Genomic DNA, 14,189 nt, shown 5'->3' on the forward strand with positions numbered 1-14,189 from the left:
ATATTTATTTGGAAGTTTTTGTTTATTTGTTGTTCAGTATGAAGCTTTTATGAACTTTCAAGCCATAGGGCTGTGCAAAAAACATGCTGCTTTAGCGCTAGTATTGTAACTTTTTTGTCAAAACTAGTGGATTCGTAATTCTTAGCAAGAAACATCACTCCCTTAATATTTATTTAGGTTTTAATGGCAAATATTCGCTATTTTTATTTTGCAGAACCATGTTGACGTATCCTGCATAGCGTCAACGTGTTGAATAGCATACAATGAGCCGCTTAACATATCAGAAATAGGTTGTTATGACTCAAGCTAAGTCTAATTTCAATGGTAATGATATCCTTCATGGTGATATTGGGGCAACGTTAAAGCGCATGACGATCCCAATGATATTCGGCATGATCACCTTAATGACCTTCAATCTTGTTGATACCTTTTTCATTAGTATGCTCGGCACCGAGCCGCTAGCAGCTATTAGTTTTACGTTTCCGGTCACTTTTACCGTAATTAGTTTGGCCATCGGATTAGGAATAGGTACTTCCGCTGTTATTGCTAAAGCGCTGGGTAGCAACTTGCTCGAGGAGGCTAAGTTTGACGCTGCCGTTGCAATCATCATTTCGGCGTGTTTTGTTTCGATGCTTTCACTGTTGGGTTTCACCTTTGTTGACGAAATATTTATCTTGCTAGGTGCAAGTCCGATCGTCATGCCTTTTATTCATGATTACATGTCGGTGTGGTTTATCGGCTCTATTTTGCTAATTACGCCAATGATTGGTAATTCGGTTTTACGTGCCAGTGGCGATACCAAGACACCGAGCCTCATCATGGCTCTTGGCGGCTTAGTAAATGCAGTGCTGGACCCGATATTAATCTTTGGCCTTGGGCCTATTGAGCCGATGGGGGTTAAGGGGGCAGCGGTTGCAAGTGTGTTGTCGTGGAGCTTGGGCGTTAGTATTATTCTATACTTACTGATTGTTAAAAAGCGCTTGATTTCTTTATCTGCAAAATACGCGAGCTTTTTTGCTGTGGCGCAAAAAATTCTAAAAATAGGATTACCAGCAGCGGGGGCGAACATGTTAACGCCATTAGCGATGGCGGTGATGACGGCGGTGATAGCCAGTTATGGGCCTGAAGCGGTTGCAGCTTTTGGTGTGGGCAGTCGTATCGAGTCGATAGCAAGCCTTGTAGTGTTAGCGTTATCAATGACGTTACCCCCATTTATCAGCCAGAACTTTGGCGCTAAGCACTATCAACGTGTTCGCGATGCGTATACACACACGCTTAAATTCGTACTCGGTTTTCAATTTTTTGTGTATATCTTATTGGTATTGAGCGCCTACTATATTAGCCATACTTTTGGCAATGAGCCCGCTGTCGTTGAAACTATCCAGTTATTCATCTACATCATGCCATTAGGATATGGCTTACAAGGGGTGATCATTTTAACCAACTCATCGTTTAATGCTTTGCACAAACCAATGAATGCACTCATGCTTAGTATTATTCGATTGTTTGTGTTTTATGTACCTATTGCCTATCTAGGCTCCCAGCTCGCAGGCTTACCTGGGCTCTTTGCAGGGGCTGCTTTAGGTAATCTGTTTACGGCGGTGATTGCTTATAACTGGTTTAAAAAAGCAATTGATGAGATTGTGCAAAGTGAGCTTCAAAAGGAGGCGTAATGGAAGATAAATTTCAGCTGGTTTCTGAGTTTAAGCCAAACGGCGACCAACCAACGGCGATAGCCCAGCTTTGCGATGGTCTAGAGAGTGGGCTTGCGCATCAAACTCTGCTAGGTGCCACAGGTACTGGTAAAACATTTACCATGGCTAATGTGATTAATAATCTCAATCGCCCGACGATTATAATGGCGCATAACAAAACTTTGGCTGCACAGTTATATGGCGAAATGAAAGAGTTTTTTCCTCATAATGCCGTTGAATACTTTGTCTCTTATTATGACTACTACCAGCCAGAAGCCTATGTGGTTGCAAGTGATACGTTTATTGAGAAAGATGCTTCGATTAATGAACATATTGAGCAAATGCGACTTTCGGCAACGAAGGCACTACTTGAGCGCAGAGATACTATTATAGTGGCATCTGTTTCAGCTATTTACGGCCTTGGCGACCCCGACTCATATATGAAGATGATGTTGTTACTCAAAGTCGGGGAGACGATTGATCAGCGTGATATGCTCAGAAGGCTTGCTGAACTACAGTACACACGAAATGATATGGATTTTAGTCGAGGCACATATCGTGTTCGTGGAGAGGTCATTGATATTTTCCCTGCTGAATCAGAAACCATTGCCGTTAGAGTGGAAATGTTTGATGATGAAATTGAGCGGATCAGTCTATTTGACCCGTTAACAGGTGCTGTTGAAAAGCATTTGATCCGAGCAACCATTTACCCGAAGACACACTATGTGACACCGAGAGAAAAGATCCTTGATGCCATTGAACGGATCAAGCTTGAGTTAAAAGAACGTCGAGCGCAACTACTGGATAAAAATCGCTTAGTAGAAGAGCAGAGAGTTGCTCAGCGTACTCAGTACGATATTGAAATGATGACCGAGCTTGGCTATTGTTCTGGTATTGAAAACTACAGTCGTTATTTATCGGGACGAGCTCCGGGTGAACCACCACCGACACTTCTAGATTATTTGCCGGACGATGCGTTGATGATAATTGATGAATCTCATGTTACCGTCTCGCAAGTAGGGGCTATGTATAAAGGCGACAGAAGTAGAAAGGAAAACTTAGTCGAATATGGCTTTCGATTACCTTCAGCACTAGATAATAGACCATTAAAGTTTGAAGAATTCGAGGCGATTTCACCACAAACGATATATGTGTCAGCAACGCCTGGAGATTATGAACTGGACAAATCCAGAGGGGATGTTGCGGAACAAGTGATCCGTCCTACTGGTTTGCTGGACCCTGAAGTGGAAGTGCGACCAGTTGCAACCCAAGTCGATGATCTTTTGTCAGAAATCTATCAGCGTGTAGGTGTTAATGAGCGAGTACTGGTCACAACATTGACCAAAAGAATGGCCGAAGATCTCACCGATTATTTGAACGATCATGATGTTAAGGTACGTTATTTACATTCAGATATCGATACGGTGGAGCGAATGGAGATCATTCGAGATCTGCGCAAAGGCGTGTTTGACGTGTTGGTAGGTATAAACTTGCTACGGGAAGGCTTGGATATGCCTGAGGTTTCCTTAGTCGCAATTTTGGATGCGGATAAAGAAGGGTTTTTGCGTTCAACACGTTCATTGATCCAAACCATAGGCCGCGCAGCACGTCATCTTCATGGCAAAGCCATCTTATATGGAGACAGAATCACCAATTCAATGCGTCAGGCCATTGATGAAACTCAAAGGCGCAGAGAGAAGCAACAAGCCTATAATGAAGCGAATGGCATCATACCGACGGCGTTGAACAAAAAGATCACTGATGTGATGGATTTAGGCGAAGAGGTTGCAGACGATCAGGTTGTAGATATTGACGTTAAGTTCAAGCCTGGCATGCCAGCCATGGATGCAAAAGAAATAGCAAAAGAAATCGATAGGCTAGAAGCCCAGATGATGAAGTTTGCCAAAGAGCTTGAATTCGAAAAAGCGGCTCAAGCACGAGATCAGGTGCAAATTCTACAAAAACGTTTGATTAAAGCGTAGTGAGGGGTTGCTGCTACAGAGCATAAAAAAGCATGTGGAGTCACATGCTTTTTTATTGGTTGGGGAGTTACTTTAGAATCGATAGCTTATACCTAGCGCTAAGTTAGAGGTATCTAAATCACCCATATCAAGGTATTTGTAGCCAAGGTTAACTGCCATGCCATTGTCCCAGTCATATTGCCAGCCCGCTTCTGCAACAAATCCTATCCCATCATCGCTGACCAATTTGGTATTACCTTGAGTGATCTCGTAGTCATAATAGTTGGCACCTAATTTACCGTAGAAGTAGCTATTGTCCGAGACTTGATAATAGCCTTTCGCGGCAACGACAAAGTTGTCAAAGTCGAGGTTGTTTGCACCTAAACCGAACAAGGTTTTATTGTTTTGGGTGCAGATGAATTTGCGGTCGTTTTCATCCTTACATTTCCAGTCATCAAGATCTTCTCCACTGTTGTATCCTACCTCTAAAGCGAAAATTGGGGTGAAGTGATAGTTATAATATAAATAGGCTTGACCAACACCGTCACCGTCTTGATTGGAACTTTTATAAGAAGCTGAGCCACCAGAAATATCCAAACCAATGCGATGAGTTTCATTACTTTGTTCAGCAAACGAAGATAAGCTTGTTGCTAGCAATGCAACAGATAAGAGCGCGTTAAATTTCATAATCAATGTCCGTTGTAGTTAACTTGAGGACAGTATAAGCAGGGCGGTTGTCAAGGTCTGTTGTAGGGCTGTCATAAAATGTAAGAAGACGTCTGTTTTTATGGCCTTTATTTTACAAATAGCGACAGTCTTAGTTGGCTAAATGGCATTTTGTTGGGCTTTTAACTGAAGATAATTCACTATCGTCATAACTGTTAATGTTGCTGCTATAAATGCACTCCACACGTGATGGATCACGATATGGCTGGCTATAAATAAAGGAAGGTCGTGCCAACCGTCAATAAGTAGTAATTTGGAGAGCAAGATAAGGTACCCGAGTAGCTGGGTGATGAGCGCGATTTGATAGAGTTGACAAAACTTGGTCTTAACCGCTGAGCGCAGCTCAATAATATTGCGCTTAATAAGTAACAAAAAGCAAGCTGCAAGCGCTATCGTTAAGCCACTTAGCCCCAGTAATGAAGTCTTAATTAACACGATAGAAAAAGCGAAAGCAACCAGCATAACTAAGCTCACAAGTTATTGAGTGGTAAGCTTATATGCAGTTAGGTTTATAGTCTATTCGATTTATTCTAAGGATTTGGTAGTGATTTTCTGAATGATCACTCTATACTAACCCTCGATTTTATCAATAGTTTGTAAACCGATGTAACATTGCTATATATTTTAGTTGTCTGTTTAGCTATAAATGCAATGCTATGTTGTAGCACACACAAATAAAACAATAATTATTACAGTTATTAAGACCAAGTTGGGACTAGGGAAATGAAATTCGCTTTTAAGGATTTTTTGTTTGATAGCAAAGAACTAAAGCTTTATAAAGATGATCGAAAGCTAAACCTAAAACAAAAACCCGCTCAGATTTTAGAGCTATTTTTATCTGCTCCACAAACCATTCACAGCAAAGAAGACATACTAGAAAAAGTATGGCCAGATAGAAAGGTGACTGATCAGGTTGTTTTTCAAAACATAGGCCATTTAAGAGCGCTGTTTGGTGATGATGCGATCAAGACTTTTTCGCGTAAAGGGTATCAGTGGCAAATCCCGTGTAGCGCTTTTGATGGAACCGTTGAGCCAGAATCACAACCAAAAACAACGGAAACAAGTGAGCCAGCTTCGGATGTTTCTGAATCTGCTGGCACACCAAAAAATCAACATGATAGTCAAGTAGACACGATAACAGCAGCGAAGCCTAGCAATAAGTTACCATTGTATGTTGCAGCGACGGTTGCAATCGTTGCGCTGGTTGCATACTTTGCTTTAATCTAATTTGTGATAACTCGTGTTTAGGTTGAGTCGATTTTTACAGATGGTAAACCAATGAAAACGTTATATATCACCGGAGCAGGGGTCAGCGCGCAAAGCGGTATTCCAACATTTCGAGGTGAAGATGGCTTTTGGACAATAGGTTCTGCTAACTATACACCTCAAGAAATGGCTACTCGCGCGATGTATAAATCCAATCCCGGAGAATTTCTAAAGTGGTATTACCATCGTTTTGTTAGCTATCGCAACCATGGACCAAACGCTGTACATCAGTGGCTGAGTGATAAAAATGTTATCACGCAAAACATTGATGGTCTTGATGGTAAGGCAGGAAACAAACAGTATATCGCTGTGCATGGTCGAGTAGATCAAGTAACGTTGTTTCATACTCAAGGTGAGTCGGTTGAGCGTTATTCTGCACCTTGGGATGACGTTGATGAAAGTCAGTTAGCTGAGTCATTGTTAGCGGTGTTTAAGATCCCTAAGAATGGCCCGCAAAAAGGTCACTCACTAAAGCCTTATGTGTTGTTATTTGACGAATATTACACTGACCTTTATCAGATCAGCGATGCACAACGCAGAATGTATAGCGCAGAACGGATAATATTTATGGGTACTTCGTTTAGTGTGAACATTACGCAAATGGCATTAGATATTGCTAGACAAAACAACATTCCAATTGAAGTGGTTGACCCTAACCCCGTTCATCTATTTCACAACAACGTTACTTATCACCGTATGACAGCAACGGAGTATATCTCAGGCTAATCTGTTAATGGTTTGATTTATAGTATGTCGCCAAGAGAAACTGTTTATAGTCACTTAATCGATTTTGCTGTCGTAAATGTGACTCAATGACCTTGGCATTACTAGCTTGAATGTCGGTTTGTCTGCGTTCCACTTCAATTAACCCTAGCAGCGCACTTAACTCTTGGATTGCGAGTGCATCAATATTGGCATTAAAGGCTAAATAACACTCTAGCGGGGTCAACTGCTTGTCATTTCTATGACTAATGGCGTTTTGTAAGATTTCTCGACTTTCGAACAGTAGCAGTGTTTTTAGATAGTTAAGGCCATTTTCCGATGCCGCAACGGTTGATAAGAATATATGCAAAATGGTATTTCCCTGTTGGTTGCTGCACATAATTTGCGACGATAGGATAAGAGGAGACGAGAAAAAAGAGAACTTTTCCAACGAATTGATTGCACCTAGTAGCGGCGTTGGAAATTCGCCACCTTGGAGACAAAGCGTTGCGATATCTTGGTAATGGCCGTACAAGGCATCATTATTTTGTGCGCTTTGAAATAGAAATTTGAGTACTTCTACTTTTCCCTCAGTAGTGGACTGACAATACATCGCTTGTATTTTGGTGATATCTGCGCTTTTCAAAGCCAGTAAAAACGGCGTTAGGCTGTTTTTCGACATCAATTGTAACCTTGTATCATTATTTTCGTCATATCATAGTTTAGCAGCTGTCTAGTTTGCGCCAAAGCCTAGTGATTTGTACAGAGATACTGCAAATATTTCTTGATGAACTAAACTTTGGAATATCTAAGCTGAGGTAGCCCAATGATCGATATAGACGACAAAGTGCTAAATGATTTACGTGGTGGATTTAACCTACCTGCTAAACCTGAAATCCTGCAAGCACTTCAAAATGAATTATCAAAATCTGAACCTGAATTATTTGCTGTTGCAAACATAATTGCTGCAGATGTCGGTGCGTCTGCTGCGGTATTAAAAGTGATAAATTCACCTGCCTATGGCCTTGCTCGTACTATTACAGATATACGACAAGCGGTGATGTTTTTGGGAGTAACTTGTATTACGCAGTTGGTAACAGGGTATTTGCTCAAAAACGCATTTGAGCAATCAAAGTGCTGCATTTCGCTGCAGCAATTTTGGGACAATGCAGCTGATATATCAAAGGCTGCACTTGTCGTCGGTCACTACTTAAAGTCTTCATTACCATTAGAGAATTTACAATTACTGGGGTTATTTCATGATGCTGGGATCCCTGCAATGGCGGTAAAATATCCTGACTACGCTGAGGTGATAAAGCTATCAATAGAAAGGCCAGAACGAACACTCATTGATTATGAGCAGCAGAAATATCCAGTGCCACATACAGTGGTTGGGTATTTTTTAGCAACCTCATGGCACTTACCCAGAGAAATATGCCAAATGATTTTGCGTCATCATGATGTCAGTTACCTTGAAGAATCAGAAAAAAATCCACAGCATGCACAAACATTTGCTGCTTTAAAGCTCGCCGAAAACCTATGTTTTGAGGCAAAGCACTTTAGAAGTTCAGCAGATTGGCACTTGTTTAAAGACAAAGTCATGATTGAACTAAATATTCATGAAGACGAATATCAAAACTTAAAAGATGATGTTGATGAGGTATTTATCGGGTGAGTATATTTTGTCTGGGCAACAAAAAAGGCGCACATAGCGCCTTTTCTCTGAGTCGCAGGGCTTATAGACCTGCTGCTGCACGTAGTGCGTCAGCCTTATCTGTTGCTTCCCATGGGAATTCTTCACGACCAAAGTGGCCGTAAGCAGCAGTAGGTTGATAAATTGGACGTTCTAGGTCAAGCATTGTGATCAGACCATAAGGACGTAGGTCGAAGTGTTCACGGATAAGCTCGATTAGACGAGATTCCTCAAGCTTAGCTGTACCGAATGTTTCAACGCTGATAGATGTAGGCTCTGCCACACCGATTGCGTAAGACACTTGGATCTCACACTTGTCTGCAAGGCCGGCAGCAACAATGTTCTTCGCAACATAACGTGCTGCGTACGCTGCAGAGCGGTCAACTTTTGATGGATCTTTACCAGAGAATGCACCACCACCGTGACGAGCCATGCCACCGTAAGTATCTACGATGATTTTACGACCAGTTAGACCACAGTCACCCATAGGGCCACCGATAACGAAACGGCCAGTTGGGTTGATGAAGAACTTAGTCGCTTCAGTGATAAGCTCAGCTGGTAAAGTCGGCTTGATAATAGTTTCCATCACCGCTTCTACTAGGTCGTCTTGCGATACTGAATCACAATGTTGAGTAGATAAAACCACAGCGTCAATACCAACCGCTTTACCATTTTCGTACGCAAATGTTACCTGAGACTTAGCGTCAGGACGTAGCCAAGGTAATGTACCGTCTTTACGAACTTGTGCTTGGCGTTGCACTAAACGGTGTGAGTACGTAATTGGCGCAGGCATAAGTACGTCAGTCTCGTTACACGCGTAACCAAACATTAGACCTTGGTCACCAGCACCTTGCTCTTCAGGGCGAGTACGATCAACACCTTGGTTGATGTCTGGTGATTGCTTACCAATGGTATTTAGGATTGCGCATGAATCCGCGTCAAAACCCATGTCAGAGTGAGTATAACCGATTTCACGCACAGTTTTACGAGTTAATTCCTCGATATCAACCCAAGCGCTAGTCGTGATTTCACCACCAACCATAACCATACCGGTTTTAACGTAAGTTTCACACGCAACACGTGCTTTTGGATCTTGCTCAAGGATGGCATCTAGAACCGCATCAGAGATCTGATCGGCGATTTTATCCGGATGACCCTCAGAAACAGATTCAGAAGTAAATAAATGTTTAGCCATTGTATTTATGCTCACAAATATTGCGCTTCACAAACATCAGGAACAGCGCGAAAAATTAAGGGGCGTATTCTAACCAAAAAACCTACCCATTGACTAGTTATTTTACGCCTAGACGTCCAAAATTGTTCAATCTTTTTTAATGGTCAGAAAAAGTCAGTCTGTACCTGTTTTTTTATAGTCTTTGCCGTTGCAGTAGGCCATATAAATAAGTAAGAATGGGCTCAACCCCCGCGAAACACATTTAAAGGTAGGAGAATTCATGCCATCTCGCAAAGAACTTGCTAATGCAATTCGCGTTCTTTCCATGGACGCTGTACAAAAGGCCAAGTCTGGCCACCCAGGAGCCCCTATGGGCATGGCGGACATCGCAGAAGTACTTTGGCGCGACTTTCTAAAACACAACCCAAGTAACCCTGAATGGGCAGATAGAGATCGTTTTGTATTATCAAACGGTCACGGTTCAATGCTTATTTACTCATTGCTACATTTATCGGGTTATGATTTATCAATCGATGACATTAAAAACTTTCGTCAGTTACATTCCAAAACGCCAGGTCACCCAGAGTATGGCTATGCACCAGGAATAGAGACGACCACCGGCCCACTTGGTCAGGGTATCACTAATGCGGTAGGTATGGCGATTGCTGAAAAAGCCTTAGCTGCGCAGTTTAACCGCGAAGATTATGACATCGTAAACCATTATACCTACACCTTCTTAGGTGATGGTTGTTTGATGGAAGGGATCTCACACGAAGCATGTTCGTTGGCAGGTACACTTGGACTTGGCAAACTCATTGCATTTTGGGATGACAACGGCATTTCAATTGATGGTGAAGTTGAAGGTTGGTTTAGCGACGACACACCGAAGCGTTTTGAATCGTACGGCTGGCATGTTATTGCTGACGTTGATGGTCATGATAGCGACGCGATTAAAGCTGCAATTGAAGCGGCTCAAGCTGAATCTGACAAACCAACGCTTATTTGTTGTAAAACCGTTATTGGCTATGGCTCACCAAATAAATCTGGCAGCCACGATTGCCACGGTGCACCGCTTGGTGACGATGAAATCAAAGCTGCTCGTGAGTTCCTTGGTTGGGAGCACGGTGCATTCGACATTCCTGAAGATATCTACGCGAAATGGGATGCAACAGCGCGTGGTCAGAACCAACAAAGCGAATGGCTAATCAAGTTTACTGAGTATCAAATGCACTACCCAGAGCTTGCCGCTGAATTTGAACGCCGTATGAAAGGTGATTTGCCAGCAGATTGGTCAGAAAAAACAGAAGCGTATATCGCTGAACTTCAAGCGAATCCGGCGAATCCTGCAACGCGTAAAGCATCACAAAATGCCTTAAACGCTTATGGCCCAATTCTTCCTGAGTTTATGGGCGGCTCTGCTGACTTAGCGGGTTCTAACTTAACGCTTTGGGATCAGTCAAAAGGTTTAACAGCCGAAGACGCAGCGGGTAACTATATCTTCTATGGTGTACGTGAATTTGGTATGTCTGCCATTATGAATGGTATTGCGCTACATAAAGGCTTTATCCCTTATGGTGCAACATTCTTAATGTTTATGGAATACGCACGTAACGCGGTACGTATGGCTGCATTAATGAAGCAAAGAAGTATTTTTGTCTACACTCATGACTCAATTGGTCTTGGTGAAGATGGTCCAACGCACCAGCCTGTTGAGCAAATGGCAAACTTACGTACCACCCCAAATCTTGCAAGCTGGCGTCCATGTGACCAAGTTGAGTCTGCAGTAGCTTGGCAGCAAGCAATAGAGCGTGCCGATGGTCCATCTGCCCTAGTGTTTACCCGTCAAGGGCTAGAGCAGCAACCTCGTACTGCTGAGCAAGTAGCAGCTATTAAGCAGGGTGGTTATGTACTGTCTTGTGATGGTGAGCCGGAAATCATCCTGATTGCAACGGGTTCAGAAGTACAACTTGCGGTTGAATCTGCTGATAAACTACGTGCAGATGGCAAAAAAGTACGCGTTGTGTCTATGCCTTCAACGGATATTTTCGATGCACAATCTGCAGAGTATAAAGAAAGCGTTCTACCAAGCTCAGTAACACGCCGTGTTGCAATTGAAGCAGGTATTGAAGACTTCTGGTACAAGTATGTAGGGTTAAATGGGGCAATCGTTGGTATGACTACCTTTGGTGAGTCAGCACCAGCAGGTGAACTGTTTAAACTGTTTGGCTTTACTGTCGAAAACATCGTTGAGAAAGCAAACGCATTATTTGCATAAGCGATTAAAAAGAAATAAAAAAACCCATGCATTGCATGGGTTTTTTTATTGTTATAGCAATTCTATTCAGTAAGTCGTGTGCTCAATTATACCAATTTTCTTAATTAAGTGGTCTATTTTGAGGCGAGAAAATCTTGTCGATAACTAGGCAAAAATTTTGCTATTTAGTTGTTCTAAATAAGAAATTTTTAACGCTGTTAGCGTCAGATTTACTCCTTCAAATTGAGCAAGTATTAACTCAAATTGGTATTACACTTTAAATTGATCGACTGACAAGCGCAGCTCTTCTGCGAGTTTCGCCACTTCAGAGCTTGAAATTGATGTCTGGCTTGCACCTTCTGCCGTTTGCTCAGCAATCGTAACAATAGACTCTAAACGTTCACTAATTTCTTGCGCTACTTGCTGCTGCTCGTTTGCCGCATTAGCGATTTCTTCACTTACATCATGCGCTTGTGAAACGGCTGCGGTAATAGAGTTCAATGCTTCGTTGGCAAGGTCGCTTTGGTTCACACAAGACTCAGCCTGCTGTTTACCTTTCGACATTGCACTTACGGCTTCTTCCGCGCCTGCTTGTAAAGACTCGATCATTGCCTGAATTTCTTGTGTAGACTCTTGAGTTTTACTTGCTAAAGAGCGTACTTCGTCAGCAACTACCGCAAACCCTCGGCCTTGTTCTCCAGCTCGAGCTGCTTCAATTGCGGCATTAAGCGCAAGTAAGTTAGTTTGCTCGGCGATGCCTCGTATAACATCCAAAATACTTCCGATAGAAGCACTATCTTGATGTAGTTTATTGATAACACGTGATGCCTCGTCGACTTCTTTGGCGAGTTGCTCAATGGTGTGTTTATTTTCGTGTGAGATACCTTTAACGCGCTCAGCTTCTTTGTCAGCGTTTTTGATTTCTTGCAGCGCTTGGTGTGCGCTGTTGCTCACACCATGAGAAGTGCTACTCATCTCGGTTGTTGCTGTAGCTGCTTGCTCAACTTGTGCTTGCTGATTTTTAATCGCTTGACTCGATTCAGTGGTAATCGTCGATGTTTCTTCAGAGGCCGCTGCCAGTTGTGTTGAACGAGAAATAATACCGGTGATCAGTTCACGTAAACTCGAGATTAACGTATTACAGCTTTTCGAAAGCTCTCCAAACTCGTCTTTGGCGGTATCATCTAAGCGCTGCGTCATATCGCCACTGGCTACGATATTCAATACTCGATTTACTTCAGAAAGAGGCTTGGTAATGCGACTCACTGTGATGTATGCAACACCGACAGCCATAATAGTCGCCACCATCATACCTATCCAAGTCCATAAATTAGCTTTACCGACGTCACTGCGCACACCTTGTTGCAAATTGAACGCGACTTGGCTTGCTTCTGACAACAAATCGTCAAGCTGTGAAAGCGCCGCTTGTGTTGTTTTTTCAGCGTCTGCAAGTTCTTTTTGGGTTTCAGCAAGGGCGAGTATCAGGCGCTTTTGGTTTTCTGCAATACTGTTACTACCAGTTACTGTATCTTTTAGAGCCGTATAATATCCCTCAAGATCTGCGAATAGTCCGCTATCAAGTGCAGTAACTGGACCACGGATCAAGTCGATATTTCGTCCTAGCTCTTCAACTAAATACTTTTGCTCGTTTCTAACGATTTCTAGCGTGTTGGTGTCTTCAACAGTGACTAAATCGTTTGCACTAGTAACCACAGAAGAAAAGTTGTTCTCAAGACTATTTGCTGCTTGAAAAGCGCGTTTGTCGCTATCCTCTAGTCCATCTAAATCGATGATGTCTACCGTTACCATAGTGGCATCCTCGGCAGCCATATCAAGATCAGATAACTGTTCTTTGAGCTTATCGCGCAAAGAAAGCTCTGACGACTTCTCAGTGACTAGGCTATTCATGGCTTTTACAAATGCGTCGTAACTTTTGCCAACATCGCTGCTGCTTGAAGCAAGTTTGTTGTTAGAAGCGACCACCTGTTGGAGTTCAGAGTATGTTTTATCAAAAATCTTTTGACGCTCAGAAAACATTTGTCTCAGCGTCGCAAGCTCTGTTTCTGAGCGCGCATAAAAACTACCTTGCGCCATCTTGCTCATTAATGTGAACTCAACTTTGAGTTCAGAGCTTTTTGATAGTGCAGGTAAGGAGAGGCTGTTTACCTGCTGAGTTGAGTTGTCAATGTTTGCAATCCTAATTAAAGAATTACCCCCGATAAGAAGAAGCAACAAGGTGATGGTAATAAACCCACCCCAAATACGTTGGCTAACAGTCAAATTCATAGCTGTCCTACAAAATTTACAATGCAATACGGATACTTATCGGATTTATTGCGGATAAGTTAAGTATTTTATAGCAGATGTGACGAAAAAATTCAGCAAAAAAGGTCGGATTACAAAAAATAGCGACTATTTTGCCACAAGGGAGGTATCTTTATCGAATATAGTTTAGTCAATAGAATAAAGATAGAGGCGTTTATGTTTGTAACTTGATGGCCTTTGGTGTTCAGGCTGGTACTGTAAACACAAATTTGTATCTTGGAGAAGCTGAAAAGGGGCCGCTCAAGTCGGTGTTTTCACCATGCTTGAGCAGATTAAGAGTAAAGCATTACATGGGTTATGCGTATGAGCCGCTTTGTTCTGCTAGTAACATCTGGTTTGTCGAGTTCTCTGGGCTTTGAGTTGACACCTTTACCGGGCAATATCTCGATTTAAT

At 42.4% G+C, this 14,189-nt stretch carries 11 protein-coding genes; 6 read left to right on the forward strand and 5 right to left on the reverse strand.

Annotated features, from left to right (window positions below; translation table 11 throughout):
- Positions 1-296 precede the first annotated feature (296 nt).
- The gene (locus tag EAG18_RS06515) at positions 297-1,673 is read left to right on the forward strand and encodes an MATE family efflux transporter (RefSeq protein WP_125251574.1); all 1,377 of its coding nucleotides are present in this window, start codon (positions 297-299) and stop codon (positions 1,671-1,673) included.
- Positions 1,673-3,676 (forward strand): excinuclease ABC subunit UvrB, encoded by a 2,004-nt coding sequence (gene uvrB, locus EAG18_RS06520; protein WP_125251575.1) that lies wholly within the window; start codon positions 1,673-1,675, stop codon positions 3,674-3,676. Before EAG18_RS06515 ends, uvrB begins: the two co-directional genes overlap by 1 nt.
- Before the next feature lie 72 nt (positions 3,677-3,748).
- Here uvrB and EAG18_RS06525 read toward each other — a convergent pair whose 3' ends face one another.
- Together EAG18_RS06525 and EAG18_RS06530 are read right to left on the reverse strand one after the other, a co-directional pair.
- Positions 3,749-4,342 (reverse strand): porin family protein, encoded by a 594-nt coding sequence (locus EAG18_RS06525; RefSeq protein ID WP_125251576.1) that lies wholly within the window; start codon positions 4,340-4,342, stop codon positions 3,749-3,751.
- Between the two features lie 138 nt (positions 4,343-4,480).
- A complete protein-coding gene (locus tag EAG18_RS06530) occupies positions 4,481-4,843 on the reverse strand; it encodes a hypothetical protein (RefSeq protein ID WP_125251577.1) in 363 nt (120 codons plus the stop codon).
- 261 nt (positions 4,844-5,104) lie between these two features.
- Here EAG18_RS06530 and EAG18_RS06535 point away from each other — a divergent pair, with 261 nt between their 5' ends.
- Positions 5,105-5,608, forward strand: coding sequence for a winged helix-turn-helix domain-containing protein (locus tag EAG18_RS06535; RefSeq protein ID WP_125251578.1), 504 nt, complete (start codon positions 5,105-5,107; stop codon positions 5,606-5,608).
- Between the two features lie 51 nt (positions 5,609-5,659).
- On the forward strand, positions 5,660-6,373 hold the full coding sequence (locus tag EAG18_RS06540; protein ID WP_125251579.1) for a Sir2 family NAD-dependent protein deacetylase: 714 nt from the start codon (positions 5,660-5,662) through the stop codon (positions 6,371-6,373).
- A 4-nt stretch (positions 6,374-6,377) separates the two neighbouring features.
- Here the strand turns inward: EAG18_RS06540 and EAG18_RS06545 are convergent, their stop codons facing one another.
- The gene (locus EAG18_RS06545) at positions 6,378-7,031 is read right to left on the reverse strand and encodes a hypothetical protein (RefSeq protein WP_125251580.1); all 654 of its coding nucleotides are present in this window, start codon (positions 7,029-7,031) and stop codon (positions 6,378-6,380) included.
- A gap of 144 nt (positions 7,032-7,175) precedes the next feature.
- Between EAG18_RS06545 and EAG18_RS06550 the strand changes: the two genes are divergently transcribed.
- The gene (locus EAG18_RS06550; RefSeq protein WP_125251581.1) at positions 7,176-8,024 is read left to right on the forward strand and encodes an HDOD domain-containing protein; all 849 of its coding nucleotides are present in this window, start codon (positions 7,176-7,178) and stop codon (positions 8,022-8,024) included.
- Positions 8,025-8,085: 61 nt separating this feature from the next.
- On the opposite strand, the gene metK is transcribed toward EAG18_RS06550, so the two are convergent.
- Positions 8,086-9,237: a methionine adenosyltransferase gene (metK, locus tag EAG18_RS06555; RefSeq protein WP_125251582.1), complete on the reverse strand. Its 1,152-nt coding sequence runs from the start codon at positions 9,235-9,237 to the stop codon at positions 8,086-8,088.
- A gap of 259 nt (positions 9,238-9,496) precedes the next feature.
- Between metK and tkt the strand changes: the two genes are divergently transcribed.
- Positions 9,497-11,491, forward strand: a complete 1,995-nt coding sequence (tkt, locus tag EAG18_RS06560; protein WP_125251583.1) for a transketolase — start codon at positions 9,497-9,499, stop codon at positions 11,489-11,491.
- A 249-nt stretch (positions 11,492-11,740) separates the two neighbouring features.
- Here the strand turns inward: tkt and EAG18_RS06565 are convergent, their stop codons facing one another.
- On the reverse strand, positions 11,741-13,756 hold the full coding sequence (locus EAG18_RS06565) for a methyl-accepting chemotaxis protein (protein ID WP_125251584.1): 2,016 nt from the start codon (positions 13,754-13,756) through the stop codon (positions 11,741-11,743).
- Between the last annotated feature and the right edge of the window lie 433 nt (positions 13,757-14,189).

Origin of the sequence: Pseudoalteromonas sp. J010, from assembly GCF_003934235.1 — a bacterium.
Taxonomy (GTDB): Bacteria; Pseudomonadota; Gammaproteobacteria; order Enterobacterales; family Alteromonadaceae; genus Pseudoalteromonas; species Pseudoalteromonas peptidolytica.

Coding starts and splice junctions, on each gene's coding strand:
- EAG18_RS06515 (WP_125251574.1), top strand. CDS start 297: ATGACTCAAGCTAAGTCTAATTTCAATGGTAATGATATCCTTCATGGT.
- uvrB (WP_125251575.1), top strand. CDS start 1,673: ATGGAAGATAAATTTCAGCTGGTTTCTGAGTTTAAGCCAAACGGCGAC.
- EAG18_RS06525 (WP_125251576.1), bottom strand. CDS start 4,342: ATGAAATTTAACGCGCTCTTATCTGTTGCATTGCTAGCAACAAGCTTA.
- EAG18_RS06530 (WP_125251577.1), bottom strand. CDS start 4,843: ATGCTGGTTGCTTTCGCTTTTTCTATCGTGTTAATTAAGACTTCATTA.
- EAG18_RS06535 (WP_125251578.1), top strand. CDS start 5,105: ATGAAATTCGCTTTTAAGGATTTTTTGTTTGATAGCAAAGAACTAAAG.
- EAG18_RS06540 (WP_125251579.1), top strand. CDS start 5,660: ATGAAAACGTTATATATCACCGGAGCAGGGGTCAGCGCGCAAAGCGGT.
- EAG18_RS06545 (WP_125251580.1), bottom strand. CDS start 7,031: ATGTCGAAAAACAGCCTAACGCCGTTTTTACTGGCTTTGAAAAGCGCA.
- EAG18_RS06550 (WP_125251581.1), top strand. CDS start 7,176: ATGATCGATATAGACGACAAAGTGCTAAATGATTTACGTGGTGGATTT.
- metK (WP_125251582.1), bottom strand. CDS start 9,237: ATGGCTAAACATTTATTTACTTCTGAATCTGTTTCTGAGGGTCATCCG.
- tkt (WP_125251583.1), top strand. CDS start 9,497: ATGCCATCTCGCAAAGAACTTGCTAATGCAATTCGCGTTCTTTCCATG.
- EAG18_RS06565 (WP_125251584.1), bottom strand. CDS start 13,756: ATGAATTTGACTGTTAGCCAACGTATTTGGGGTGGGTTTATTACCATC.